Origin of the sequence: Brevundimonas alba, assembly GCF_011927945.1 — a bacterium.
Taxonomy (GTDB): Bacteria; Pseudomonadota; Alphaproteobacteria; order Caulobacterales; family Caulobacteraceae; genus Brevundimonas; species Brevundimonas alba.
Map to the genome: position 1 here is coordinate 14725 of NZ_JAATJM010000001.1, position 24220 is coordinate 38944.

Sequence of the window (24220 nt, forward strand, 5' to 3'; positions counted from 1 at the left end):
AGCCCGCTCAATGCAGCAGCCACGGCTCCGCCATTCCGGCGACCCGTGACCATCGGTTTCGGCGTCCACCCTCGGGCCTTGCGGTCCCAGGACACCTGAAATGTAGGGCTCCCTTGGGGAGGAGCGCGCCTTCGCACCGGTCGGAGGGCGACAAACCGGGCCTCGGCGCTTTCGCGCGTATCTCTTACGGAGTTAGCGGAACGCGCTGATATACTCGCTTTGACGGCGAAATAAAGACCGGATGCCCGGTTTTTCGCACAAGGCGCCGCCGGCTCTTCCCGCCCCCATTGCTTTGCAGCGGCGGTGAAAATAGCGTCGCCGCATGACACGCATCGCGCTCGCGGCCGCCGCCGCCCTGACCCTCTCCGCCTGCGCCACGGCGGGGCCCAATCCGTACGACTTTTCGGGGTCGTCGACCCAGGACAACTGGAACGCCGGCAATGCGGCGTACCTGACCTGGAACGAGGCCTACGGCCACGGCTGGACCACCACTGCCTCAGGCCTGCAGTACCGCCGGATCGGCTCGTCGCATCCGGAAGGCCGACAGCCGGCCTCGACGGATACGGTCAAGGTCCACTACCGCGGGACCTTCGTCGACGGACGCGAGTTCGACAGCTCATATTCCCGCAATGAACCGGCCGAGTTCCCGCTCAACCGGGTGATCAAGGGCTGGACTGAAGGCGTCGGCCTGATGCGCGAGGGCGAGAAGTTCGAGTTCGTGATCCCAGCCTCGCTCGGCTACGGCGAGCGCTGGGTGGGCGGGGACGAACTGCCGCCGAACTCGACGCTGCTGTTCACCGTCGAACTGCTGGAAGTTAAGGCGGCGGCCTGACGCTTTTGTCCCTGCTGCAGGTGTCCCGGTCGAGGAGACAGGTCAGGGACAAAGCGGGACAAAACAGCGACGGAAACTCGCGCGTTCGGCGTTCAACCGCACAGCGCGGGCGCTGAAGCGGAACCGCGAAGATGACAGCGATTTAATCCGGCAAGCGGTCGCGGCGCTCTAGCTTGCGGTCGACCCCCACTGACAGAGAGCCTCCGATGATGCGTTTCGCCCGTCCGCCCGTTGCGCGCCTGGTCGCCTCCACCTGCGCAGCGGCGCTGTTGCTCGGCGCGGCGCCGGCTCTGGCGCAGGTCGGAACGCCCGCCCTGCCCGTCGCCCTCGCCCCGATCCCCGCGCCTCGCGACGTGGCCTATCCGGGCGTCATTGCGATCGACGTGGACGCGACAGACATCGACCGCCGGATCGTCTCGGTGAAGCAGACCATTCCGGTCGCCGGCCCCGGCCCCATGGTGCTGCTGTTCCCGCAATGGCTGCCCGGCAACCACGGCCCGGTCGGACCGGTCGACGATCTGGCCAGCATCGTCTTCACCGCCAACGGCCAGCGTCTGCCGTGGGTACGCAACACGGTGAACACCGATGCCTTCCAGATCACCGTCCCGGCGGGCGCGACCACCGTCGAAGCCTCGTTCCAGTGGCTGACGCCGGTCGACGGCAGCCAGGGCCGGGTGGTCATCACCGACGAGATGCTGAACATCCAGTGGGAGAAGGCGCTGCTCTATCCCGCGGGCTACTACTCGCGCCAGATCACCTTCCAGCCGACGCTGCGCCTGCCGGCCGACTGGAAATACGGCACCGCGCTGGACACCCAGTCGTTCCAGAACGGCGTCGCGACCTTCGCCCCGATCACGCTGGAGCATTTCGTCGACAGCCCGGTCTTCGCCGGGAAATATTTCCGCCAGATCGACCTCGATCCGGGCGGCCGCTCGCCGGTGCGGCTGAACATAGTGGCCGACAAGCCCGAGAGCCTGAACGCCACGGACGAACAGATCCAGATCCTGCGCAATCTGGTCACCCAGGCAGATCGCCTGCACGGCGCACGGCACTTTAACCACTACGACTTCCTGCTGGCCCTCACCGACCGTTTGGGCGGGATCGGGCTGGAGCACCACCGTTCGTCCGAGAACAGCGCCGATCCGGAGTTCTTCACCGGGTGGGACACGCACCTGGGCGATCGCGACCTGCTGAGCCACGAGTATGACCACAGCTGGGACGGCAAGTTCCGCCGCCCGGCCGACCAGCTCACGCCCAACCTCAACGAGCCGATGCAGAACAGCCTGCTGTGGGTCTACGAGGGTCAGGACCAGTACTGGGGTCTGGTGCTGGCGGCGCGTTCGGGCCTGCTGACCAAGCAGCAGGCGATGGATTCGATGGCCATGTGGGCCGCCAACTACGGCACCATGCCGGGCCGGGCATGGCGTCCGATGCAGGACACGACCAACGACCCGATCATCGCCCAGCGCGCGCCCCAGCCGTGGGGCAGCTATCAGCGCAGCGAAGACTACTACGTCGAAGGCGCCCTGATCTGGCTCGACGCCGACACCTGGATCCGTGAGCAGACGAACGGCCGCAAGTCGCTGGATGATTTCGCCAAGGGCTTCTTCGGCGTGCAGGACGGTCGCTGGGATCCCCTGCCCTACACCTTCGACGACGTCACCGGCGTGTTGAACTCGGTGCAACCGCGCGACTGGGCGGAGTTCCTGCGCACGCGCCTCGACGCCACCGGCCCGGACGCCCGCCCGCCGCTGGACGGCCTCGAGCGGGGCGGATACCGCCTTGTCTACCGCGAGACGCCTTCGGACTATCAGAAGACCCTCTACAGCGAGCTCGGCCGCAACGACTTCCAGTATTCGCTGGGGATCTCGACCAACGCCCAGAACCGCATCACCGGCGTGCGCTGGGGCTCGCTGGCCTTCGATCAGGGCCTGACGTCCGGCTGGGAGATCGTCGCGGTCAACGGCCGCGCCGCCAGCCCGTCGGTGATTTCGGAGGCGATCACCGCCGCCAAGGGATCGACCACGCCGATCGAGATGATGCTCAAGCGGGGCGAGCGCTTCCGCACCATCCGCTTCGACTATCACGACGGCCTGCGCTACCCGCATCTGGAGCGGATCGAGGGCACGCCTGACCGGATCGGGGACATCTTCTCGCCGCGGCGTCGCTGATGCGGAGGGCCGCCATGCTCCGCTCCGCCGCCCTCGCCCTGCTGATCGCCGGCGCCGCTCTTCCGGCGTCGGCCCAGATTTCACAGGCGCAGACGCCCCTGCCGGCGCCCACGAGCCTGCCGCACGCCCTGCCGCCCATCCCGGCGCCGCAGGACCGCGACTATCCGGGCGTCATCGGCATCCGGACCGATCTGACCGACCTCGATCACCAGATCATCCGGGTGCGGCAGACGGTGCCCGTCAGCACGGGGCATCTGGTGCTCCAGTACCCGAAATTCATCCCGGGCAACCACGCCGACACCGGCCCCATCCAGCTGATCTCGGGCGTCACCGTCACCGGTAACGGCCAGCGGATCGAGTGGGTGCGCGACACGGTCGATCCGTACGCCTTCCACCTCGACATCCCCGCCGGTGTGACCTCGATCGAGGTGGCGTTCGAATGGCTGACCCAGCCGAGCAACGCGGTCTGGCGCGTCGTCATGACCCCGGAGATGGTCAATCTTCAGTGGGAGAAGGCGCTGCTCTATCCCGCCGGCTACAACCACAGCCGGATCACCTTCGCCCCGTCCGTCACCCTGCCGGCGGGCTGGCAACAGGGGTCCGCGCTGGAAGTGGCTGGCCGCGAGGGTGATGTCATCACCTTCAAGCCGATCTCGCTCGAGCATCTGGCGGATAGCCCGATGTTCGCCGGCGCCCACTATCGCCGCATCGATCTGGACCCCGGCGGCCGCTCCCCGGTGCATCTGAACCTCTTGGCCGACACCCAGGCCGGTCTGGCCGCGACCGACGAGCAGATCGCCAAGTTCCGCGCCATGGTCGACCAGACCGACTACCTGTTCGGCGCCCGGCATTACGACCGCTACGACTTCCTGCTGGCGGCGTCGGACGAACTAGGCGGAATTGGTCTGGAGCATCACCGGTCGTCCGAGAATACGGCGCCGGCGGACTTCTTCACCAACGGGATGCGCAGCTTCGGCACGCTCGCCCTGCTGCCACATGAGTTCACGCACAGCTGGAACGGCAAGTTCCGGCGGCCGTCCGATGAGTATGTGCCCAACCTGAACGTCCCGACCCAGAACTCGCTGATGTGGGTCTACGAGGGGCAGACGGAATACTGGGGCGAGGTTCTGACCGCCCGATCAGGCCTGGCGACGAAGGAAGAACAGCTGGCGACGATCGCCGAGGTGGCGGCCTTCTACGAGAACCAGCCGGGCCGCGAGTGGCGCGCGCTGCAGGACACGACCAACCACAACCTGCTCGGCTACCGGACGACCAATCCCTATTCGTCATGGATGCGGGGCACCGGCGACTACTACCGCGAGGCGCTGCTGATCTGGCTGGACGCCGACACCCTGATCCGCGAGGCGACCAACAACCGCAAATCGCTGGACGACTTCGCCAAGGCCTTCTTCGGCGTCGAAGACGGGGTCTGGGAGGCCCGGCCCTATACGTTCGACGATGTGGTCCGGACGCTGAACGCGGTGCATCCCTACGACTGGGCGACCTTCCTGCGCAGCCGCCTGGACGCCGTCGGTCCTGACGCCAAGGCGCCGCTCGACGGCATCGCCCGCGCCGGATACCGCCTGAGCTATGTCGACAGCCTGACCCCGACCGAGAAGCGCGTGCAGGGCGGATGGGCCACCGACTTCCAGTATTCGCTGGGCTTTTCACTGGGCTCCGGCAACCGCATCACCGGCGTGCGCTGGGGCGGTCTCGCCTATGAGCAGGGCATCGGCGCCGGGTGGGAACTGGTGGCGGTCGGCGACCGAGCGGCCTCGGCGGAGGCGCTGCGCAGCGCTGTGACGGCGGCCAAGGACGGGACCCAGCCGATCGTGCTGGTGGTCAAGCGGGGCGACGAATTCCGCACCCTGAGCTTCGACTACCACGGCGGCCTTCGCTATCCGCGCCTCGAGCGGGTAGCGGGCACGCCGGACCGGTTGGGCGACATCCTCACCCCGCGGCGGCGCTAGAGCCAGACACCTACCAGCACGCCGGTGGCCTGGGCGTCTTGCGCAGTTCGTTAGTTTGAGCCGCGCACTGGGCCGAAGCTTCGTCCGGCGTCAGTTTGTCGAGATTCCAGCGGAGGTCGCGGAGCCCGGTCCGGAGCGCCTCGTCGCTGGCGGGTTTGCCCTGCTTCAGCTCGCAGGCGTGGATGTCGTACTTGAGCGTCGCCAGCTCCATGCAGGTGGTGGACAGCGCGCCCATGATCAGGCGGGCCTTGGCCGCCGTCATGGGCAGGTCCGGCGACGGAGGAGCCGGTGGTCCGGGCGGCGGCGGAATTTCCCGGCCGGTCGCGAACTCATCGCAGGCCGCGAGGCCCAGGCTCGCCACGACCGCGGCGACGGCGACTGTCAGCTTCATGGACACCCCTCCCGTTATCGGCGCAGGGGGCCACAACCGGCGGCGGCTGTCCATGCAGAGCGCAAGCAAAACGGGCCGGGGATTGCTCCCCGGCCCGTTCGACGAATGTCCCGAGGGACGATCCGTTCTTACTTGATCTGCACCTTGGCGCCGGCTTCCGTCAGCTTCTTGGCTACTTCGTCGGCGTTCTGCTTCGAGACGTTCTCGACGACGTTCTGCGGAGCGCCTTCGACCAGGTCCTTGGCTTCCTTCAGGCCGAGGTCCGAACGGACGCCGCGGACTTCCTTGATGACGTTGATCTTCTTGTCGCCACCGTCCAGCAGGACGACGGTGAACTCGGTCTGCTCTTCAGCAGCTTCGGCCGGAGCGGCGGCGCCGCCACCAGCGCCCGGCATGGCCATGGCGACCGGAGCAGCGGCGCTGACGCCCCACTTTTCTTCCAGCAGCTTGGACAGTTCGGCGGCTTCCAGAACGGTCAGCGACGACAGGTCTTCAACGATTTTGGCGAGATCGGCCATGGTGTGTTTCCTTCGGAGGATTGGGTTTCAGTAGAGAGTTTGCAGAGATGAAAGAGGCGGGTCCGCTTACGCGGCGTCCTTCGTGGCGTAGGCGTTGAAAACGCGGGCCAGTTGGGCCGCCGGGGCTTGCACGACGCCAGCGATCTTGGTCGCGGGAGCGTTGAGCAGGCCGAGCAGCGAGGCGCGGATCTGATCCAGCGAGGGCAGCTTGGACAGGGTGTCCACGCCCTTGGCGTCCAGAACCTTCTCACCCATGAAGCCGCCCAGCACGACGAACTTGTCGTTGGCCTTGGCGTATTCAGCGGTGATCTTGGCGGCCGTCACCGGATCGTTGGCGTAGGCGATGCCCACGGGACCCTTGAACAGGCCGTGGTAGTCGCTGCCTTCGTCGGCTTCGAGCGCCTTAAGCGCCAGGCGGTTCTTGACCACCTTGAACGTGCCGCCTTCTTTACGAAGACGTCCACGCAGGTCTTCCATGTCCGCAACGGTCAGACCCAGGTTGTGGGTCACGACCACGGCGCCCGCGTCGGCGAAAACGCCCTTCAGCGTTTCGATCGACTCGGCTTTTTGTGCGCGGTCCATTGCGGTCTCCAGTCTGGTATTCGCCGCCGGGCTTATTCCCGACGACGGATTTGGCTCAAGCGCCGCGCATCGCTGCGAAGCGTTCAGGCCGGTCGTATTGTCCGAAGGAAGCTCAGACCCCGTGCCCCCGTAAACCGGGTGACGATGGCCGTCCGCATCCCCATCTCCCCACGGCGCCAGAGGGCTCTCTGGCATTTACGGCGCGGGTGACCCCCACGCCCCGAAGTTCTCGGACAGGACCGCCGCGGCCGAAGCTGCGACGGAGAAGGCGCGCTCTATACACGGCCCGGCCGGAAACTCAAGCGGGGGAAGCCTCTGCACGGCGTCTGCACGAGAAATCCTCAAGACGCGCAGGCCCGGTATGGTGCAGGTTGGGACCTTCCGGAGAAGAACCGCATGACCGACGCCATCGAAGCCACAGGGCGCAACAGTCTCGGGCGCACCGGGTCGCCGCTGCTGGTCGCGGCGCGGCTCGCCATCGGTCTGCTCCAGGGCGGAGCCCTTTGGTGGCTGTATCGGTCGACCCGCGATGGCGGGGCGATGACATGGCCTGCGACACAGCCGGAGCTGTTCGGGCCACTGGCGATGATCCTCGTCATGGTCCCCGTCCTGATGCTGGCGGGCGTAGGGCGGATGCGCTGGCCGGTCCTGCTGGGCTGGGCCGTGGCGGCGACCGCATTTCTTGCGCTGGTGGGCTGGCACGGCGTCGCCAGTCAGACGACTGGCGAATACGGACCGGGCCGTTACCCGCCCTTCCTGCCCTGGCCCATGCCGCTGTTCGCGGCCACGGCCCTGTTCATCGGCCACCATCTTGTCCTGCCCGCCGACATGGAGCGGCGGTGGATCGCCGCCTTCCCCACCTATTTCGACACGGCCTGGAAGGCCGGCGTGCAACTGGTCCTGTCGATCGGCTTCACCGGGGCGTTCTGGCTGCTGCTGTTTCTCGGCTCGGCCCTGTTCAACGTCATCGGCCTGCACTTCCTCGGCGACCTGATCGCGAAGGACTGGTTCTCCATTCCCGTGACGACGGTCGTGTTCTCCGTTGCGGTGCACCTGACCGATGTCCGTGACGGGCTGATCCGCGGCGTCCGCAGCGTCGTGCTGATGCTGCTGTCATGGCTCCTCCTGCTGATGACGGTGCTCGCCGCCGGCTTCCTTGCCGCCCTGCCATTCACCGGCCTGGAGGGCCTGTGGGAGACGGGCAGCGCCACAGCCTTGGTCCTGTCCGCTGCCGCGGCCCTGATCATCCTGATCAACACGGCCTATCAGGACGGCCGCGCTGACAATCTGCCGCCGGCGATCCTGAGGGCGACAGTCCGGGTCGCCGCTGTGCTGCTGACCCCGCTGGTCGTCATCGCCTTCTGGGGACTGGCGCTCCGCATCGGCCAGCATGGGCTGACTCCCGACCGGATCATCGCCTTCGCCTGCGCCCTGATCGGTGCGGCCTATGCCGGCGGCTACGGATTCGCGGCGCTGCAGCCGTTCTGGCGCAAGGGCGCCGCCTGGATGCACCCGCTGGAGAAGACCAATGTCTGGACAGCCGTGCTGGAGATCGCGGTGATCCTCGCCCTGTTCAGCCCCATCGCCGACCCCGCCCGTCTGTCCGTGGCCGATCAGGTGGCGCGGCTGGAGCGGGGCGCAGTGACACCGGACAAGTTCGACTATGCCTTCCTACGCTTCGAGAGCGGCAAGGGCGGCGAGGCGGCGCTGGCCCGACTCACCCGCTCCCGGACCCCTGAAGTCGCTCGTCGGGCCAAGGATGCCCAAGCAGCGGATAACCGCTGGGAGGCGCGTCAGGCGGCCCGCGAAGCGGCCTTCGTGCCGGTCGTCGGAGTCTGGCCAGCGGGCGGCGCGCTGCCGCCTCGCTTCCTGGGCAGCGATCCGCGAGACAACGACATCTTCGCCTGCCGCAAGACCGGGGACTGCGTCGCCACCGTTCGCGACTGGAACGGAGACGGCGTGGCGGAGGTGCTGATCGCCCGACGGATGAACCTCAGCGTCCATCAACAGCAGGCTGACGGACGCTGGGCCAAGGTCGGGGACTATTGGCTCGGGGCATGCCGCGGCCGACCGTCGCCCGACGTTCGCGAAGAGCTCAAGGCGGGCCGCCTGTCCCCGAGCCCCGCCCGCTGGCCAGACCTCGCGACAGGCTCAAGGGCCGCCGCCCGCTTCCGCGAAGAGGAACCGGATTGCGATGCAGCGGCTGCAGCGATTCAGCCAGCGCCCGTGTCTGCGCCGTCCCGTTAACCCAGCGCTCACCCTGCCTTCCAACCCGATCTTCACCTTGTGAGGGCTAAAACGTCCCGGAATGAGCCAGTCCCGCTTCAACGAGGACCGGCCGGACGAGATGATGAAGGGTGACTTCCGGATGAGCAGGACCGTACTCGTCGTCGACGACGATCCGACCCAGCGCCGCCTCGCTCAGGCGGTGCTGGAGCGCGAGGGCTACGCCGTGGTCCACGCCGAGTCGGGTGGCGAGGCCATCGACCGCCTGACCAAGGGCGGTGGGGCCGACGTGGTCCTGCTGGACATGGTCATGCCGGGGATGAGCGGCATGGAAGCCCTGGCCGAAATTCGCACCGCGGGTGTGACGACCCCGGTGATCGTCCTGACCGCTTCGGGCGGCGTCGATGCGGTGGTCAAGGCCATGCAGGCCGGCGCCCAGGACTTCTTCGTCAAGCCGGTGTCGGCCGAGCGTCTGCTGGTCGGCGTCCGCAACGCCTTGCAGCTGACCCAGCTGACCGCCGAAGTCGGCCGGCTAAAGAAACATGTGACGGGCCGCACCTCGTTCGACGATCTGGTGGGCCAGAGCCCGCCCATGCGGATGGTGCGCTCGCTCGGCGTCCGCGCCGCCAAGTCCGGCATTCCGGTGCTGATCACTGGCGAGAGCGGCGTCGGCAAGGAAGTCATCGCCCGCGCCCTGCACGGCGCGTCGGACCGCGGCGGCAAGGCCTTCGTGGCCGTGAACTGCGGCGCCCTGCCCGCCAACCTCGTCGAGTCGATCCTGTTCGGCCACGAGAAGGGCAGCTTCACCGGCGCCAGCGACAAGCATCTGGGCAAGTTCGCCGAGGCCAGCGGCGGCACCCTGTTCCTTGACGAGATCGGCGAACTGCCACTGGACATGCAGGTCAAGCTGCTTCGCGCCCTCCAGGAAGGCGAGATCGACCCCGTCGGCTCCAAACGCTCGGTCAAGGTGGATGTGCGGATCGTCTCGGCCACCAATCGCGATCTGGCCGAACAGGTGCGCGAGGGACGGTTCCGCGAGGACCTGTTCTATCGCCTGAACGTCTTCCCGATCGAGGCCCCCGCCCTGCGCGAACGCCGCGAGGACATCCCGGATCTGGTCGACCACTTCATCGCCCGCTTCAATGTCGAGGAAGGCAAGCGGGTCGCCGGCTGCGCGGGCGAGACCCTCGCCCTGCTGACCGCCTTCGACTGGCCCGGCAACGTGCGCCAGCTGGAGAACGCCATCTACCGGGCCATCGTGCTGTCGGACTCGCCCTTCCTGCAGCCCCACGACTTCCCGGCGATCTCCGGCGTCTCGGCGCCCTTCCTGTCTGGCGAGCAGGCTTCCGGCGAGGCAGTGGAAGGCGTGGCGTCCTTCCATGCCAACGACGTGGCCGACATGGCGATCCTGCCCGACACGCCCATTCGTATCCTCGACGAGCGGGGGCATCTGCGCACGCTGGAGGAGATCGAACGGGATCTGATCCAGCACGCCATCGAAGTCTATGCCGGGCATATGTCCGAGATCGCCCGTCGCCTCGGCATCGGTCGTTCGACACTCTATCGGAAAGTGCGCGAGCAGGGTCTTGAAGGCGCACTGCGAGACGCGGGCTGACTGCTTGCGGCCACGCTCCGGTTGTCCTGCAACGGTCGACCCCCGCTGGGAGTTGACGGGCCGGCCGGTCCGCGCCGCCAAGTCCGCAACTTTCGGTTTCGATGTTGAAACACGACGGAAATAGCGGCACGGCACGTTCAACGCCCGTTATCCTCCCTCCCCGGAAGGCCGTCGTATGCTGCTCGTGACTACCGCCCTGTCCGGCCTGATGGCCGGCGCGATCCAGACCGCGCCCGCCGTGGCGGCTCCGCCGCCTCAACAGCAGCCGCCCGTCCAGCAGGTCCCTGAGCCGGTCGCCGAGCCTCAGGAACCGGAGCAGGATCCTGCGCCGAGGGCCACGTCCGCTGACGTCGAGAACTCTGTCGATCTCGGCACTGTGGAAATCACCGGCCAGCGGCCGCGGGGCAGCGTCAACAGCGACATTCCGCCCGATCTGACCCTGACGGCGGAGGAAATTCAGGCTTACGGCGCCGCCGATATCTCCGAGCTTCTCACCTACCTTGAGCCGGTGACCCGCAGTTCCCGTGGATCGGGCGGGCAGCCGGTCACCCTGGTCAACGGTCGCCGCGTCTCCGGCTTCCAGGAAATCCGCGGCATCCCGCCAGAAGCCATCGAACGGATCGATATTCTGCCGGAGGAGGTGGCGCTCGAATACGGCTATCGCGCCGACCAGCGGGTCGTGAACTTCGTCCTCAAGAACAATTTCCGATCCATCACCGGTCAGGTCGAGGGTCGCGTCCCGACAGCGGGCGGCCGGACGGTCACCGAGCTGGACGCCAACATCCTCCGCATCGCCGGCGCCCAGCGCTGGTCGATGGAGCTCGAATACGGCCGGGCCACCCCGCTGTTCGAGAGTGAACGCGACATCAACCGCGAAACGACGACGACGCCGCCCGATCTGGTCGACCGGATCGGCGAGTACCGCACCCTGATGGCGGCCACCGAGCACGCCACCGTCGGCGGGACCGTCAAGCGCGATCTGAACAACACCACCCAGATGACGGTCAGCGGCAGCCTTGAGGACAATACCAGCCGCAGCTTCAACGGCCTGCCGTCGGTTATGCTGACGCTGCCCGCTGGCAATCCCTTCTCGTCGTCGGCGACCGACGAGATCCTCTTCCGCTATCTGGATGACGCGGGATCGCTGGGTCGCAAGACCGACTCGCTGAACGCGACCGCCGGGGTCCTGCTGGACGGCTTCCTCGGGGAGGATTGGCGGTGGACACTTTCCGGCAACTACAACCGCGTCGAGACCGACACGGTCACTGGCCGCGGCTACCTGCCGACGCCGTTCCAGACCCGGTTGACCGCCAACGACCCGGCGGCCGATCCCTTTGCGCCCCTGACCCCCAACGAGTTCACGATCCGGCCGAATGACACCGCCAACTCGGTCTCGGAGGTTTTGTCGACCGAACTCGTGCTGAACGGCGACATCTGGGAGCTGCCGGCCGGCGGGATCTCCTCAACAATCAAGTTCGGCGCGGACACGCGATCGCTGGACTCGGTCAGCGTCCGATCGGGCGTGACTACCGAGCGTTCCCAGTCGCGCGACCGCTACAATGGTCAGGCCAGCTTCAACATTCCGATCGCCAGCACCCGCTCCGAGGTCCTGCCTCTGCTGGGCGACATGTCGGTCAATCTGAACCTCGGCTATGAGGATCTATCGGACTTCGGCGGTCTCAGCAGCATCGGCGCCGGGCTCAACTGGACGCCGATCGAGCAGGTCTCCTTCCTGTTCAGCTTCACCGACGAGCAGGGCGCGCCCTCGATCGGCCAGTTAAATGATCCGGTGATCTCGACGCCTAATGTGCCGGTGTTCGACTTCTCGGCCGGGCCAAACGGCGAGACCGTGCTGGTCAACCGGATCGAGGGCGGCAATCCCGATCTGGATGCGGAGAACCGCCGCATCTGGAAGGCCGGGATCACGCTGCAGCCGCTCAAGGACGAGGACCTGCGGATCAGCTCGACCTGGACCCGCAACACGGTCGAGGACTCGATCAACAGCTTCCCGACCATCACCTCTGAGCTGGAAGCGGCCCTCCCTGACCGGTTCGACCGCGATCTGGCCGGCAATCTGGTTTCGATCGACGTGCGCCCCCTGAACTTTGCCCTGACCGAGCGCGAAGACATCCGCACCGGCTTCAACTTCTCCAAGGCGTTCGGTCGACCGTCGCCGACCGCGCCCGGCGCGGCAGGCAGGCCCGGAGCCGGCGGTCCGGTCATGATCGGTGGTCCGGGGCCCGGATCGGGCGGCGACCGCGGCGGTCAGCGCGGCGGTGGCGGCGACGGCCCGCAGATCCGCATGGGCGGCGGCGGCCGTGGGGGTCGCGGCGGCGGCATGCAGCCGGGCCAGGGCCGGTTCAACATCTCGCTGTATCACACCTACCGGCTGCAGGATGAGATCCTGATCGCCCCCGGCATCCCGGTCCTCGACCTGCTGGACGGCGCGGCGACGTCGAGCCGCGGCGGCAGCCCGCGCAACGAGATTCAGGGCCAGATGGGCGTGTTCAAGAACGGCATGGGCGCCTTCCTCAACGCCAACTGGCGTGAAGGCACCCGGGTAAACGGCGGTACGGGGCCGGACCTGTTCTTCTCGGACCAGACCACGGTCAATCTGAACGTCTTCGTCGATCTGGGGGCGCAGACCAGCCTGGTCGAGAAATACCCCTGGCTGAAGGGCACGCGGGTCCAACTCGGCATCCGCAACCTGTTCGACAGCCGCACCGAGGTGACGAGCAGCGCCGGCGACACGCCGCTGAACTACCAGCCGGATTACCTCGACCCTGAGGGCCGCAGCATCGGCATCTCGCTGCGCAAAATCCTGTTCTGATCAGTCCTCGGGCGGCTTGGGGGCCTTGCGTCCCCAGCGCCGCTTCGGCGCCTCGCCCTTCGCCTTGGCGGCGATTTCCTTGAGCTTGCGGCCCTGCATCGACGACAGGGCCTGACCGGGCGCGCCCAGTTCGGGGTCGCCGAACGCGCGGCCGTGGGTCTTCACCCGCTCGGACACCGAATCGAGGAACTCGCCCTCCCATTCGGACAGCGAAACGCCCGCCTTCTCTGCCGAGCGGCGGGCGCGTCTGAGAGCGTTGAGAGCGGCGCGCTGGGCCGCCTTGCGTTCGGCCTCGAACGGGCTCGGAGGCGGCTTCTTTGCGCCGCCCTTTCCCCCGCCGAAGCCGGTTCGCTTCAGTGTCAGATCTCGCCGAGGGCGGACATGTAGAGGTCGAGGATGGCGTCCTCTTCCTGGCGCTTGGCCTTGTCCTGCTTGCGGATACGAATGACCTTGCGGAGGATTTTGACGTCGTAGCCTTCGCCCTTGGCCTCGGCGAAGACCTCCTTCATGTCGGCCATGACCGCCGCCTTGTCCTCCTCGAGGCGTTCAAGGCGCTCGATCACGGTGCGCAGCCGACCCTGGGCGGCCGAGGTCAGGACGTCGGGGCTGGCGTCGAAGGATGCGTCGTCGGCCATGTTTTACTCCTGGGCGCTATCGCCCTTCGGGCTACATGAGCGCGTTCTGTGTGTGTTCGCGGACGCTAACCACGTCGCCGCGGCCGGCTCAACGCCGGGCACGAAAAAGGCCGCGGACAAAGCCCGCGACCTGTGGATAGCTCTTTGTGCGCTAACGCCCGCCGCGCGGCGACGGGCTGCTTGAGCGCGAGCCTAGCCCTGCTTCGCCTTGAAGCGCGGGTCGGTCTTGTTGATCACATAGACGACGCCCTTGCGGCGAACGACTTTACAGTCGCGGTGGCGACCCTTGAGCGACTTGAGCGAGCTGCGGACCTTCATGGTCGTCGTCCTGAGGCAAAGCAAAACAGAAAAGCCGCGGGACGAACCTGCGGCGGAGCGGTGCGTATAGAGAGGCTTCCCCGGTTCGTCAACCAGACAGGCAGGCGTTTCGAGCGGCTCTTGCATCGTCCCCGATTTCCGTCCCGGTGGCGGAAGAGACTGGAGGCCTGGCCTCCGGGTCGAACGGAGGGTCTTCGGGCTTGCACGCCCGACGCGTAGCCCCTCCGCCACCAGGCCAGATCGGTCTCAGAGAGCTGTCGCCTTGTGCGCCCTTACCCGTTACCCGGCCAATGAAATTGACGGTTAACGACGCAAAAGGGTGAATCTTACGGCAACGCTTTCTCCATGCAGGCGCTATAAGCATCGCAGGCGCGCAGAGCCGACTCGCGGACTTGTTATGAGGCCGCGCCCCGCCGGGAGACTAGCTTGGGAATCATGCGTTTCAGCCTTCGCCTCATCCTGATCGGAACCGTCGCCGCCTGCGCGCCCATGCTGCCGGAGCCCCCGCCTGTCGGACCGTCGCCGCAGCCTGCGCCGAGCCGGCCTTCGACACAGCCTCCCGCTGTGACACCGGCAGCCCCTGCGGCGCCCATCATCGATCAGGCCGGGTTCGATGGCTGGAAACAGGGCTTCCTCGCCCGTCACGGCGGCGCGCGCCGGGCGGAGTACGAGCGTGAGTTGGCGGGCCTGACGCCCGACCCGTCGGTGATCCGGCTGGACCGCAACCAGCCCGAATTCAGCCGTCCGGCCGGCGCCTACATCCAGAATGCCGTCACGGCCACGCGCATCGCCCAGGCCCGCCAGCGCACCGACCGGGTGCCGTGGTCGGTAGTTCAGCGGTTCGGCGTGCCGTCCGAAATCCTCGTCGCCGTCTGGGCGCAGGAGAGCGCCTTTGGTCAGGTGCAGGGCGACTATGACGTCGTTCGTTCGCTCGCCACCCTCGCCTATGACGGCCGCCGCCGGGACTGGGCCGAGGCGCAGCTGAAGGATGCGCTCGACATCGTGGTCGACGGCCGCCGCGAGCGCGGCGGGCTGAAAGGCAGCTGGGCCGGAGCGATGGGGCAGACCCAGTTCATGCCTGACAACTACCTGCGGCTCGGCGTCGACGAGAGCGGCGACGGCAAGGTCGATATCTGGGGGTCCGACGCGGACGCCCTCGCCTCGGCCGCCAACCTGCTGGCGCAGGCGGGCTGGAAGCGCGGCGAGACCTGGGGCTACGAGATCCGTCTGCCTGCCGACTTCGACTACGCCGACGCCGAGGGGCCGCGCCATCCGTGGTCGTACTGGGCGTCAAAGGGGGTGACGCTGGCGCAGGGCGGAACGCCGAACGCGGCCGAGGCGCGCGAGGAAGCGACCATCCTCCTGCCGCAGGGCGCGCGCGGGCCCGCATTCCTGGCGCTGCCGAACCACTATGTGATCCGGCGCTACAACAACTCGGTCAGCTATTCGCTGGCGATCGGGCTGACGGCGGACGGGATTCAGGGCAGGCCGGGACTGGTGGCCTCATGGCCCAACGACGCGCCGCTGTCGCGCGAGCAGCGGATCGGCGCGCAGAGGGCGCTGACGGCGCTGGGGTATGACACGCAAGGCGTGGACGGAGTGGTCGGCGCCAATACGCGGGCGGCGCTGCGCCGCTGGCAGATGGCGACCGGGCGACTGGCGGACGGCTATCTGACGGCGGACCTCGCCGACGAACTGATCCGCCGCGTCGGCTAGGTTCGGCGGCCTCGATTACGCGGCTTGTGCCGAACCCGGGCCGGCCAGGCCCTGCATGACCATCTTGTTGATGTCGATCAGCGCCTGGAAGTCGTCCTCGCCGCGCATGACGACCGAGGAATGCTTGCTGACGAACAGGCTGATCGAGATGATCGAGGCCCGCAGCGCCTTGTCCATGGCGTTGTCGGGATTGGCGCAGTCGGTGGCCAGCACCGACCAGAGGCGGCGGTTCCAGTCGAGCGCGTCGATGCGGGTCGCGATGTCCGAGGGATCGACCGTTGAGGCGTGCATCAGCGCCCGGGTCACCTGCCCGAACAGCCGGTACTCCATCTCACGCGGGTTTTCAGCCCGCGTCGCTGCGGTCTTGTACGCCTGAAGCGACATTCGCCAGACCTTCCTCGTAATCTACCAGTTTCCGGGCGGCCATCAGCGCCTTGTAGTATTCCCGCGACATGACGTGCCGGGAGGCGGCGACGCAGTCGGCCAGCACTTCGGGATTTCGGGTAGCGCCCATAAACTCGGTCAGGCGCATCGCGAACTCGTCATAAACCTTCGGCGCGGCGCTCTCGTCGAGATACATCATCATCACGGGGAAGTAGACGCGCCGGGCGGGGGTGTTGACCTCCTCCGGCTGCATGATGTCCTTCTCGCGCAGGACGCTGGCCTTGTTCTGCAGGATCAGCACGCCCCGGCGGTCGCCGTTCTGAACGACGGCGCCGTTGAGCACGAACTTCTCGCCGGGCTTGAGCGACAGCTTCAGCGGCATTCAGGCGACTCCAGACAGGGGGCGACGTTAGGGAGCCGCGGACCAACGCACCCTAAACAGGCGTGGTTAACCATCCCTTGTGATCCCGGTGGCAAAGCTCGGGGATCATCGCAGGATCACCGCATGTCCGCCGTCGAGTTGTCGCCCGAACAGGTCCACGGGATCGCCCCGTCAGCGCAGGGGGTCGCAGGCGACTCGGCCTCGCCCGAGGCCATTCGGAAGCTGTCGCACCAGCTGGCCAACCCGAAGCTGGCGGTGAAGGCGCAGCGCAAGGCGCTGGAGAAGCTGAAGGCCGCCCTGATGGCCATCCGGGCCGGCGACTTCCCGCTGGGCGCCAAACGGGCGCTGGACGCGCTGAAGCTGGACGAGACCAACGGCCTGGCCTGGCATGTGCTGGCCATCTGCCGCGAGAAGTCCGGCGATCTGGGACAGGCCCTGCTGGCCTATGAGGCGGCGCTGAAGCTGCTGCCGAACGAGACGGACGTGGCGCACGACCTGGGCCGGCTGGCGCAGCAGATGGGCTATCTGGAGATCGCCGAGAAGCTGCTGCTCAAATATCTGGCGGCCGATCCGGGGCATGTTGAGGCGACCAACAACCTGGCCTGCGTGCAGCGGGACCAGAAGCGGTATGGCGACGCGGTGGAGACGCTGCGGGCCCTGCTGGGGGTGGAGCCCGAATCGCCGGTGCTGTGGAACACCCTGGGTACGGTGCTGAGCGACCAGGGCGACATGGGCACGGCCCTGACCTTCTTCGAGGAGGCGCTGCGGCACGATCCGGCGTTCGCCAAGGCCCGCTACAACCGCGCCAACGCCCGCCAGCCGCTTGGTGACGCGCTTGGCGCGCTGGAGGATATCGAGGCCGCCCTGCCCGGCGCCGAAAGCCCCTATGAGCGGGCCATGATGACCATGGCCAAGGCGATGCTGCTCATGACGCTGGGCCGCATCCCGGAGGGGTTCGAGGCCTATGATGTGCGGCTGGACCCGCACCTGCCGGAATCGATGCGGGTGGCCGTGGCGGCGCCGCGCTGGGATCCGAAGACGGAGGAGATCCGCGGCAAGCGGCTGCTGATCGTGGGCGAGCAGGGCATCGCCGACGAGATGGTGTTCGGCACCTGCATCGGCGACGCCATCGAGGCCGTGGGACCGGAGGGGCAGGTCTACGTCGCCGTTGAAGCCCGGCTGGTGGGACTGTTCCAGCGGACCTTCCCGACGGCCATCGTCGGGGGGCACCGCGCGGTCAAGCTGGAGGGGCGGATCACCCGATATGTGCCGTTCGTCGAGGAGATCGAAGGCGGAATCGACGCCTACATCCCGATGGCTTCGCTGCTGGCGGTGTTCCGGCCTTCGGTCGAGGCCTTCCCCGACCGGCGGGGCTATCTGCAGGCGGACGCGGACAAGGTGGCCTACTGGACGGCCGAGCTGGAGAAGCTGGGGCCGGGCCTGAAGGTCGGGCTGCACTGGAAGAGCCTTGTGCTGACCGGGTCGCGGGCGCGCTATTTCTCCAGCTTCGAGCGCTGGCGGCCGGTGCTGACCACCCCCGGGGCGATCATGGTCAACCTGCAGTGCGGCGACGTGTCGGACGATCTGGCCGCGGCCGAGGCGGCGGGGGTGTCGATCTGGACGCCGCCTATCGACCTGAAGGACGATCTGGAGGATGTCGCGGCCCTGTCGAAGGCGCTGGATCTGGTCATCGGCCCGGGCATCGCGGGCACCAATCTGGCGGCGGCGGTCGGGGCGACGGCGTGGATGATCACCGCGCCGGACGACTGGCATTTCCTGGCGACCGACAAATACCCGTTCTACCCGCATCTGCGGTTCTTCCGGCGCGAGAGCTTCGCTGAGTGGGAAGGGGCTATCGCGCGCATCCGCGAGGCGCTGGAGGAAGCGGTCGAGCGGGGGAACGCCGCGTAAAGCAGAGGCGTTGATCTCCCGAAGACAGGGAGATTTCAGATGCCGGACCTCGACGCGACCCAGGACGACCAGGACCAGTCGGAAGTCTTCGACGAGGACAATTTCGACGAGGCTGACGCCGGCGCGGTGACCAACGAGTTCAAGACGTTCGAGGAACTGCCGGACGTGCTGGACGTGACGTCCGCGGCCGGTGACGCGGACGAGGAAGACCTGGACGATCTGGACATCGAGGACTCGGCCGCGGATTCGCTGTCGGCCTCAGGCGTCGAGCCGGAGGCGGACGAGCTGTACGGCGTCGACGGCGCCAAACTGACCGAGATCGACGCCGGCGGCGGCGACCTGCAGACCCATGACGAGGTCGAGCTGGTCTATTCCGGCCTGATGGAAGACGTGCGCGGGGCCCAGTCCAGCGCCGCCCACTGGGAAGCCAAGAACCTCTCGGACGATGACATCGCGGACCTCGGCTACGGCCCGGACGGCGACGAAGACCATCCGGAAAACTGAGGAGCGCAGAGCATGACCACCGATCACGACGCCCGGACCGACCATCAGCAGGCCCACCCGGAGGACGTGGCCGCCGCTCGCCGCGCCAGCCCCGGAACGGGCAAGCCCGACCAGCTGTGCGAAGAAGACCGCGACGCCGAAAACCGGCAGGAGGCGCTGGTGGACGAGGGGGTGGAAGAAACCTTCCCGGCGAGCGATCCGGTCAGCGTGAAACGGATCACCTGAGGCGAGTTTTGCCCGGGTATAAACCGGAAAAATTGGGTCCGAAGAGTCCGTAGAGTCGGTTTTGCCCGAATTTCTGAACGTTTTGAGCGCGATGCGGCGGTTGCTGCACCTTGGGCGGTGCGGGCGGGCTGGATTGTCAAAGACCGGCGGCGGAGGTGAACGCGCGCATTATACGGCCGCGGGATAGCGTGCGCAGAAGATCGGATTGAGAAACGCGGAAGTGGCTGGAAAGGCGGGGGTTTGTCCGCGCTATCCGACTATACAAACGCGGATTGTAAGCACAGCGTCATGCCCGTCTCCTCCTGTCGCGCAGCGATGGGGAGGGGGACCATGCGAAGCATGGTGGAGGGGCGATAGACCACGCTCCGGTCGTCGTTAGATCGCATGCGATCCCCCTCCACCCCTCCACCATTCCGGCTGAGTCGCCGGAATGGTCCCCCTCCCCATTCGCAAGTGGCGAACGGGGAGGAGACGCATATCCCCTACCCCTTCACCCGCCAGGTCGCGCCCGTCGGGCCATCCATCACCACGACGTCGAGGGCGTTGAGGCGGTCGCGGATGCGGTCGGCTTCGGGCCAGTCCTTGGCGGCGCGGGCGGCGGCGCGTTGTTCGAGGAGCGCTTCGACCTCGGTGCGGAGGTCGTCGGTGACTTCGCCTTCGAGCCAGCCGCCCGGATCGGACTGGAGCACGCCCAGAATGGCGGCGGCGGCGATCAGTTCGCCCTTGGCGCGGGCGACGACCCCCTGGTCGCCGGCCGTCATCCCCCGCTCGATCTCGCTGGACAGGGCGAACAGGGTCGCCATGGCGCCGGGCGTGTTCAGGTCGTCCTCGATGGATTTGAGGAAGTCGGCCGGGGGTTCGTCCGTGGACGCCTCGACGGCGGCTGCGCGGTGCAGGGCGCCGTAGAGCCGGTCCAGCGCCTTGCGGCTCTGCTCCAGCAGGGACGGGTTCCAGTCCAGCGGCTGGCGGTAGTGGGCCGACAGCAGGCCCCAACGGACCACCTCGCCGGGGATCGACTGGACGAGGTCGTGGAGCAGCAGGACGTTGCCGATCGACTTGGACATCTTCTCGGCGTCGACGGTCAGGAAGCCGTTGTGCATCCAGTAGCGGCTGTATTCGGCATGGGCCAAGGGCTCATGGGCGTGGCCGTGGGCGCATACGCCCTGGGCGATCTCGTTCTCATGGTGCGGGAAGACCAGATCGATGCCGCCGCCGTGGATGTCGATCGGCAGGCCCAGCGTCTCCTCGATCATGGCCGAGCATTCGATATGCCAGCCGGGGCGGCCCTCGCCCCACGGAGACGGCCAGGAGGGCTCGCCTTCCTTCGACGGCTTCCACAGGACGAAGTCGTGCGGGTTCTTCTTGTAGGGTGCGACCTCGACGCGGGCGCCGGCGATCATGTCGTCGAGGTTGCGGCCCGAGAGGCGGCCGTAGGTCTCGTAGGAGGAGACGTCGAACAGGACGTGACCCTCTGCGGCATAGGCGCAGCCCTGATCCATGATGGCGCCGATCTGGGCGACGATGGCGTCCATGTGATCGGTGACGTGCGGCGCAATGTCCGGGGGCGAGACGTTCAGCCGGCCCATGTCCTCGAGATACGCGGCCTCGTAGCGGGAGGTGACCTCGCCGATGGGGGTCCCTTCCCTCGCCGCCTTCGCGTTGATCTTGTCATCCACGTCGGTGACGTTGCGGGCGTAAATCACCCTGTCCGCGCCGTACTCGCGCCGCAGCAGCCGCACCAGCACGTCGAAGACGACCGGAGGGCGGGCATTGCCGATGTGGGCGTAGTCGTAGACCGTCGGGCCGCAGACGTAGAGGGTCACCCGCTCCGGATCGCGGGGCTCGAACACGCGCTTTTCGCGGTGGAGGGTGTCGTAAATCGTCAGCGGCATGGGGAGACTTTGCGGGAGAGTTTTCTTGCGGGACGGACTGGCGGTCCCATATACGCCGCCAAGCTGATAAACAGTCCCCCGCGACTTACAAAGCCGCGCGTTCGAGAACCGTCCCATGAGCCCCACTCCCGCCAAGCCCGTTCTGGTCGGCGACAACGATCCCGCCACGTTGCGCCCGTCGCGCGAGGAGGCCCTGAAGGCCGTCCGGACACTGCTGGCCTGGGCCGGCGACAACCCGGACCGTCCGGGCCTGATCGACACGCCCAAGCGGGTGGTCGACGCCTATGGCGAATGGTTCGACGGCTACGACGCCGACGTGGCCAAGGAGCTGTCGCGGACGTTCGAGGACGTTCAGGGCTATGACGACATGGTCCTGCTGCGCGACATCGAGGTCGAGAGCCACTGCGAGCACCATATGGCCCCGTTCCTGGGCAAGGCCTACGTCGCCTACATCCCGAACGAGAAGGTCGTCGGCATTTCCAAGCTGGCCCGGGTGGTCGAGATCTTCTCGCGCCGGCTGCAGACGCAGGAAACCCTGACCCAGCTGATCGCCGGGGCCATCGAATCACACCTGCAGCCCGCGGGCGTCGCGGTGCTGATCGATGCCGAACACCAGTGCATGACGACGCGCGGCGTGCATCACCGCCACGTTTCGACCATCACCACCCGGTTCACTGGCGACTTCAAGACCGACGCGGCGCTGAAGGACCGGTTCCTCAAGCTCGCCCAGGGTCGTTGATCGGGCTGAAGCGGCTCGCCTCAGAGGCGTAAATTGTTTGCGGAACCCGCGAGGGAACCGACTTCCACCTGAACCCGCTTTACAAGCCGGGCCCGGGACGCCAAGAGACGAACCGAAGCTTTAAGCGTCGCTCGCCGCGTGTCGCGTCGGGCCTGATGGAGAACCAAAGCGGATGGCCGCCAAACTTTCCGGACCGGGTGGTGGCAAGGGCCACACCATTGAACAGAACGCCGACATCAACGTCACGCCGTTCGTCGACATCATGCTGGTGCTGCTGATCATCTTCATGGTCGCCGCGCCGATGGCCACCGTTTCGATCCGCCTCGACCTGCCGCCGGCCGTGCCGCCGCCGCCTGACGCGCCGCAGAAGGATCCGGTCTACATCACGATCCAGGAAACCGGCTCGATCTTCATCGCCACCCAGCAGACGACGCTGGAAGGCCTGTCCGCCGACGTCTGCGCCGCCCTGGGCGGCGGCGATCCGGCCTGCAAGCAGGAGCGCGTGTTCGTGCGCGCCGACCCGGAAGTCACCTACAACCAGTTCATGGAAGTCATGAACGAGCTGCAGCGCAAAGGCTTCTTCAAGGTCGGTCTGCTGAACGAAGACATCGAATAGGCGTCACGCCCGTTCACACGATCAGGGGCCGCTTCCGAAGGGAGGCGGCCCTTTTTCATGGCCGCGATCCAGCCATTCCCGGGCCGCACAAAAGTCGCGGGACGGGCCCGACATCCTCATGCACCGTCGCGATGTCGCGCCGGGCGACAGGGAGGACGACAGGATGGGCTCGAAACTTTCAGGCGCCGACGGCGGCGCGGGTCAGACGATCGAACAGAACGCCGACATCAACGTCACGCCGTTCGTCGACATCATGCTGGTGCTGCTGATCATCTTCATGGTCGCGGCGCCGATGGCGACGGTGTCGATGAAGCTGGACCTGCCGCCGCCGAAAGCTCCCGACACGCCCCAGAAGGAGCCGGTCTACATCACGGTTCAGGAGTCGGGCTCGATCTACATCGCCGACCGACAGTCCTCGCTGGCCAGCCTGTCCGCGGACGTCTGCGCGGCGTTGGGCGGCGGCCCGTGCCGGGAACAGCGGGTGTTCGTCCGCGCGGAGCCGGAGGTGCCCTATGAGCGGTTCATGGCGGTGATGAACGGCCTCTACGGCTCCGGCTTCACCCAGGTGGGCCTGCTCAACGAGGATATCGAGTAGGCGTCACGGCCGTTCAACGATCAGGGGCCGCTTCCGCAGGGAGGCGGCCCTTTTTCCTTGCGCATCACAGCTTTCGTCATCCTCCGGCGAGCCCCGCGAGACCGGGGGACCCAGCGGCGCGCGAGAGCGCGAACCTGTCGCGGACATGCTGTCGGATACAGCCTGCCTGAACAGATCGCCTGCGGCGCCGCTGGGTCCCCCGGTCGCGGCGCTGAGGCGCCTTGCCGGAGGATGACGAAAGTTGGGGGCGGGAGCTACTGCACCGACTGGCGCGGGCGCTCGGGCGCCGGCGGCGTGGCGGCGGCGGCGGTCGGCTGATAGGGCCGTTCGCCGGCGGGTTCAGCCTGGGCGGGCGCCGGAGCGGGCGTGCGGGCCGCCGGGCGCGCGGCGGGACGGCGGGCCGGCGGACGGCTGGCGGGACGGGCGGCGGGCGGCGCGGCCGTGGTCGGCTTGGGAGCCTCCGTCGCGGCGGTGTCGGCCGGAGCCGGCGCGGCGACGGCCGGACCCTCGGCGGCGGCGGCGGCGCGGGCGGCGAGCTGACGCTGGGCGGCGAACCGGCCGGCGAGCTTCTCGGTGAGAACACGGGCCGCGGCCGGATCCATCTGGGCCATGACGGCAGCGAGGGAGCGCGGGCGCATGGCGGCGGCGACGGGCAGGCGCACGCTGTCGTCGAGGGTGGCGAACACCCGGGCCGCCTCGCGTGGACGCATGGCGGAATAGACGGCGACCAGACGATCGACCTCGGCCTTTTCGCGCTCGCCGACCTGACCGAGCAGGGCCTGGACCTCGGCCTTGACGGTGGCGAGGGCGGCGACCTTGGCGTCGAGTTTCTGCTCGGCCGTGGCCATCAGGGGCAGCATGGCGGCGAGGTCGGCGTCGCGGGCGTCCAGCTCGGTGCGGCGGGCGGACAGGGACTGGATGATGCGCAACTCGGCGGGCGAGATGCCGGCCTGCTGGGCCAGCTGTTCGGGCGTCAGGGCGCAGACGGCGGGCGCCGGAGCGGCGGGGGCGGCGGCGGGCACGGCCTCCTCGGCCCAGGCCTTGGCGCCTTCGAACAGGCCGGGCGCCACGCCGACGGCGCGGACGGCGACCACCCCGCCGATGGCGATGGCGATCAGGGGCAGCAGGCGGGGGATCTTGCTCATGATCGGGAACTCGAAAGGAGGGT

The 24220-nt window shown here is 67.6% G+C and carries 23 protein-coding genes; 13 read left to right on the top strand and 10 right to left on the bottom strand.

Annotation, left to right across the window (positions count from 1 at the left end; all coding sequences use genetic code 11):
* The first annotated feature begins 322 nt into the window (after window positions 1-322).
* From GGQ87_RS00045 to GGQ87_RS00055, 3 genes are all read left to right on the top strand, one after another.
* The gene (locus GGQ87_RS00045) at window positions 323-832 is read left to right on the top strand and encodes an FKBP-type peptidyl-prolyl cis-trans isomerase (protein WP_168044701.1); all 510 of its coding nucleotides are present in this window, start codon (window positions 323-325) and stop codon (window positions 830-832) included.
* 206 nt (window positions 833-1038) lie between these two features.
* Window positions 1039-3003, top strand: a complete 1965-nt coding sequence (locus GGQ87_RS00050; RefSeq protein ID WP_245161381.1) for a M61 family metallopeptidase — start codon at window positions 1039-1041, stop codon at window positions 3001-3003.
* A 14-nt stretch (window positions 3004-3017) separates the two neighbouring features.
* On the top strand, window positions 3018-4973 hold the full coding sequence (locus GGQ87_RS00055) for a M61 family metallopeptidase (protein ID WP_245161382.1): 1956 nt from the start codon (window positions 3018-3020) through the stop codon (window positions 4971-4973).
* Window positions 4974-4983: 10 nt separating this feature from the next.
* Here the strand turns inward: GGQ87_RS00055 and GGQ87_RS00060 are convergent, their stop codons facing one another.
* The 3 genes from GGQ87_RS00060 to rplJ form a co-directional block, all read right to left on the bottom strand.
* Window positions 4984-5364: a hypothetical protein gene (locus GGQ87_RS00060; RefSeq protein ID WP_168044703.1), complete on the bottom strand. Its 381-nt coding sequence runs from the start codon at window positions 5362-5364 to the stop codon at window positions 4984-4986.
* A gap of 128 nt (window positions 5365-5492) precedes the next feature.
* Entirely contained in the window at window positions 5493-5882 is a 390-nt protein-coding gene (rplL, locus tag GGQ87_RS00065; protein ID WP_168044704.1) for a 50S ribosomal protein L7/L12, read from the bottom strand.
* A 66-nt stretch (window positions 5883-5948) separates the two neighbouring features.
* On the bottom strand, window positions 5949-6464 hold the full coding sequence (rplJ, locus tag GGQ87_RS00070; protein WP_168044705.1) for a 50S ribosomal protein L10: 516 nt from the start codon (window positions 6462-6464) through the stop codon (window positions 5949-5951).
* Window positions 6465-6860: 396 nt separating this feature from the next.
* On the opposite strand from rplJ, the gene GGQ87_RS00075 reads away from it, so the two are divergent.
* The 3 genes from GGQ87_RS00075 to GGQ87_RS00085 all read left to right on the top strand — a co-directional run bounded on the left by GGQ87_RS00075 (window position 6861) and on the right by GGQ87_RS00085 (window position 13135).
* Entirely contained in the window at window positions 6861-8711 is a 1851-nt protein-coding gene (locus tag GGQ87_RS00075; protein WP_168044706.1) for a DUF4153 domain-containing protein, read from the top strand.
* Window positions 8712-8832: 121 nt separating this feature from the next.
* Window positions 8833-10305: a sigma-54-dependent transcriptional regulator gene (locus GGQ87_RS00080; protein WP_168047167.1), complete on the top strand. Its 1473-nt coding sequence runs from the start codon at window positions 8833-8835 to the stop codon at window positions 10303-10305.
* A gap of 175 nt (window positions 10306-10480) precedes the next feature.
* Entirely contained in the window at window positions 10481-13135 is a 2655-nt protein-coding gene (locus tag GGQ87_RS00085) for a TonB-dependent receptor (protein WP_168044707.1), read from the top strand.
* Here the strand turns inward: GGQ87_RS00085 and GGQ87_RS00090 are convergent, their stop codons facing one another.
* The 3 genes from GGQ87_RS00090 to ykgO all read right to left on the bottom strand — a co-directional run bounded on the left by GGQ87_RS00090 (window position 13136) and on the right by ykgO (window position 14088).
* The gene (locus GGQ87_RS00090) at window positions 13136-13492 is read right to left on the bottom strand and encodes a hypothetical protein (RefSeq protein WP_168047169.1); all 357 of its coding nucleotides are present in this window, start codon (window positions 13490-13492) and stop codon (window positions 13136-13138) included.
* A 2-nt stretch (window positions 13493-13494) separates the two neighbouring features.
* Complete coding sequence (gene gapR, locus GGQ87_RS00095) at window positions 13495-13770, bottom strand: nucleoid-associated protein GapR (RefSeq protein ID WP_168044708.1); 276 nt, start codon at window positions 13768-13770, stop codon at window positions 13495-13497.
* A gap of 192 nt (window positions 13771-13962) precedes the next feature.
* Window positions 13963-14088 carry a type B 50S ribosomal protein L36 gene (ykgO, locus tag GGQ87_RS00100; protein ID WP_168044709.1) on the bottom strand — a complete coding sequence of 42 codons (126 nt, stop codon included), beginning with the start codon at window positions 14086-14088 and terminating at the stop codon, window positions 13963-13965.
* Between the two features lie 435 nt (window positions 14089-14523).
* On the opposite strand from ykgO, the gene GGQ87_RS00105 reads away from it, so the two are divergent.
* The gene (locus GGQ87_RS00105) at window positions 14524-15804 is read left to right on the top strand and encodes a lytic murein transglycosylase (protein ID WP_168044710.1); all 1281 of its coding nucleotides are present in this window, start codon (window positions 14524-14526) and stop codon (window positions 15802-15804) included.
* 15 nt (window positions 15805-15819) lie between these two features.
* Here GGQ87_RS00105 and flaF read toward each other — a convergent pair whose 3' ends face one another.
* Both flaF and flbT read right to left on the bottom strand, forming a co-directional pair.
* Window positions 15820-16188, bottom strand: a complete 369-nt coding sequence (flaF, locus tag GGQ87_RS00110) for a flagellar biosynthesis regulator FlaF (RefSeq protein WP_168044711.1) — start codon at window positions 16186-16188, stop codon at window positions 15820-15822.
* Window positions 16148-16570 (bottom strand): flagellar biosynthesis repressor FlbT, encoded by a 423-nt coding sequence (gene flbT, locus GGQ87_RS00115; protein ID WP_168044712.1) that lies wholly within the window; start codon window positions 16568-16570, stop codon window positions 16148-16150. The genes flaF and flbT overlap by 41 nt, the downstream gene beginning before the upstream one ends.
* A 123-nt stretch (window positions 16571-16693) precedes the next feature.
* Between flbT and GGQ87_RS00120 the strand changes: the two genes are divergently transcribed.
* From GGQ87_RS00120 to GGQ87_RS00130, 3 genes are read left to right on the top strand one after another with little or no spacing between them, the layout of a single operon-like run.
* On the top strand, window positions 16694-18481 hold the full coding sequence (locus tag GGQ87_RS00120) for a tetratricopeptide repeat protein (protein WP_168044713.1): 1788 nt from the start codon (window positions 16694-16696) through the stop codon (window positions 18479-18481).
* A gap of 39 nt (window positions 18482-18520) precedes the next feature.
* Window positions 18521-18985, top strand: a complete 465-nt coding sequence (locus GGQ87_RS00125) for a hypothetical protein (RefSeq protein WP_168044714.1) — start codon at window positions 18521-18523, stop codon at window positions 18983-18985.
* Window positions 18986-18997: 12 nt separating this feature from the next.
* Window positions 18998-19210, top strand: a complete 213-nt coding sequence (locus tag GGQ87_RS00130; protein WP_168044685.1) for a hypothetical protein — start codon at window positions 18998-19000, stop codon at window positions 19208-19210.
* A 482-nt stretch (window positions 19211-19692) separates the two neighbouring features.
* On the opposite strand, the gene cysS is transcribed toward GGQ87_RS00130, so the two are convergent.
* On the bottom strand, window positions 19693-21102 hold the full coding sequence (gene cysS, locus GGQ87_RS00135; RefSeq protein WP_168044715.1) for a cysteine--tRNA ligase: 1410 nt from the start codon (window positions 21100-21102) through the stop codon (window positions 19693-19695).
* Between the two features lie 115 nt (window positions 21103-21217).
* On the opposite strand from cysS, the gene folE reads away from it, so the two are divergent.
* The 3 genes from folE to GGQ87_RS00150 all read left to right on the top strand — a co-directional run bounded on the left by folE (window position 21218) and on the right by GGQ87_RS00150 (window position 23052).
* Window positions 21218-21841, top strand: a complete 624-nt coding sequence (gene folE / locus GGQ87_RS00140) for a GTP cyclohydrolase I FolE (RefSeq protein ID WP_168044716.1) — start codon at window positions 21218-21220, stop codon at window positions 21839-21841.
* A 172-nt stretch (window positions 21842-22013) separates the two neighbouring features.
* Entirely contained in the window at window positions 22014-22457 is a 444-nt protein-coding gene (locus tag GGQ87_RS00145) for a biopolymer transporter ExbD (RefSeq protein ID WP_168044717.1), read from the top strand.
* Between the two features lie 163 nt (window positions 22458-22620).
* Window positions 22621-23052, top strand: coding sequence for an ExbD/TolR family protein (locus GGQ87_RS00150; protein ID WP_168047171.1), 432 nt, complete (start codon window positions 22621-22623; stop codon window positions 23050-23052).
* 254 nt (window positions 23053-23306) lie between these two features.
* Here the strand turns inward: GGQ87_RS00150 and GGQ87_RS00155 are convergent, their stop codons facing one another.
* Window positions 23307-24197 (bottom strand): MotE family protein, encoded by an 891-nt coding sequence (locus GGQ87_RS00155; RefSeq protein WP_168044718.1) that lies wholly within the window; start codon window positions 24195-24197, stop codon window positions 23307-23309.
* Window positions 24198-24220 lie beyond the last annotated feature (23 nt).

Excerpts from the sequence above, each read along its gene's own strand:
- GGQ87_RS00075 (WP_168044706.1), top strand. The coding sequence starts at position 6,861 with ATGACCGACGCCATCGAAGCCACAGGGCGCAACAGTCTCGGGCGCACC.
- GGQ87_RS00085 (WP_168044707.1), top strand. The coding sequence starts at position 10,481 with ATGCTGCTCGTGACTACCGCCCTGTCCGGCCTGATGGCCGGCGCGATC.
- GGQ87_RS00080 (WP_168047167.1), top strand. The coding sequence starts at position 8,833 with ATGAGCAGGACCGTACTCGTCGTCGACGACGATCCGACCCAGCGCCGC.
- GGQ87_RS00150 (WP_168047171.1), top strand. The coding sequence starts at position 22,621 with ATGGGCTCGAAACTTTCAGGCGCCGACGGCGGCGCGGGTCAGACGATC.
- ykgO (WP_168044709.1), bottom strand. The coding sequence starts at position 14,088 with ATGAAGGTCCGCAGCTCGCTCAAGTCGCTCAAGGGTCGCCACCGCGAC.
- cysS (WP_168044715.1), bottom strand. The coding sequence starts at position 21,102 with ATGCCGCTGACGATTTACGACACCCTCCACCGCGAAAAGCGCGTGTTC.
- GGQ87_RS00105 (WP_168044710.1), top strand. The coding sequence starts at position 14,524 with ATGCGTTTCAGCCTTCGCCTCATCCTGATCGGAACCGTCGCCGCCTGC.
- flaF (WP_168044711.1), bottom strand. The coding sequence starts at position 16,188 with ATGTCGCTTCAGGCGTACAAGACCGCAGCGACGCGGGCTGAAAACCCG.
- GGQ87_RS00055 (WP_245161382.1), top strand. The coding sequence starts at position 3,018 with ATGCTCCGCTCCGCCGCCCTCGCCCTGCTGATCGCCGGCGCCGCTCTT.
- rplJ (WP_168044705.1), bottom strand. The coding sequence starts at position 6,464 with ATGGACCGCGCACAAAAAGCCGAGTCGATCGAAACGCTGAAGGGCGTT.
- gapR (WP_168044708.1), bottom strand. The coding sequence starts at position 13,770 with ATGGCCGACGACGCATCCTTCGACGCCAGCCCCGACGTCCTGACCTCG.
- rplL (WP_168044704.1), bottom strand. The coding sequence starts at position 5,882 with ATGGCCGATCTCGCCAAAATCGTTGAAGACCTGTCGTCGCTGACCGTT.
- GGQ87_RS00050 (WP_245161381.1), top strand. The coding sequence starts at position 1,039 with ATGATGCGTTTCGCCCGTCCGCCCGTTGCGCGCCTGGTCGCCTCCACC.
- folE (WP_168044716.1), top strand. The coding sequence starts at position 21,218 with ATGAGCCCCACTCCCGCCAAGCCCGTTCTGGTCGGCGACAACGATCCC.
- GGQ87_RS00120 (WP_168044713.1), top strand. The coding sequence starts at position 16,694 with ATGTCCGCCGTCGAGTTGTCGCCCGAACAGGTCCACGGGATCGCCCCG.
- flbT (WP_168044712.1), bottom strand. The coding sequence starts at position 16,570 with ATGCCGCTGAAGCTGTCGCTCAAGCCCGGCGAGAAGTTCGTGCTCAAC.
- GGQ87_RS00060 (WP_168044703.1), bottom strand. The coding sequence starts at position 5,364 with ATGAAGCTGACAGTCGCCGTCGCCGCGGTCGTGGCGAGCCTGGGCCTC.
- GGQ87_RS00130 (WP_168044685.1), top strand. The coding sequence starts at position 18,998 with ATGACCACCGATCACGACGCCCGGACCGACCATCAGCAGGCCCACCCG.
- GGQ87_RS00125 (WP_168044714.1), top strand. The coding sequence starts at position 18,521 with ATGCCGGACCTCGACGCGACCCAGGACGACCAGGACCAGTCGGAAGTC.
- GGQ87_RS00155 (WP_168044718.1), bottom strand. The coding sequence starts at position 24,197 with ATGAGCAAGATCCCCCGCCTGCTGCCCCTGATCGCCATCGCCATCGGC.
- GGQ87_RS00145 (WP_168044717.1), top strand. The coding sequence starts at position 22,014 with ATGGCCGCCAAACTTTCCGGACCGGGTGGTGGCAAGGGCCACACCATT.
- GGQ87_RS00045 (WP_168044701.1), top strand. The coding sequence starts at position 323 with ATGACACGCATCGCGCTCGCGGCCGCCGCCGCCCTGACCCTCTCCGCC.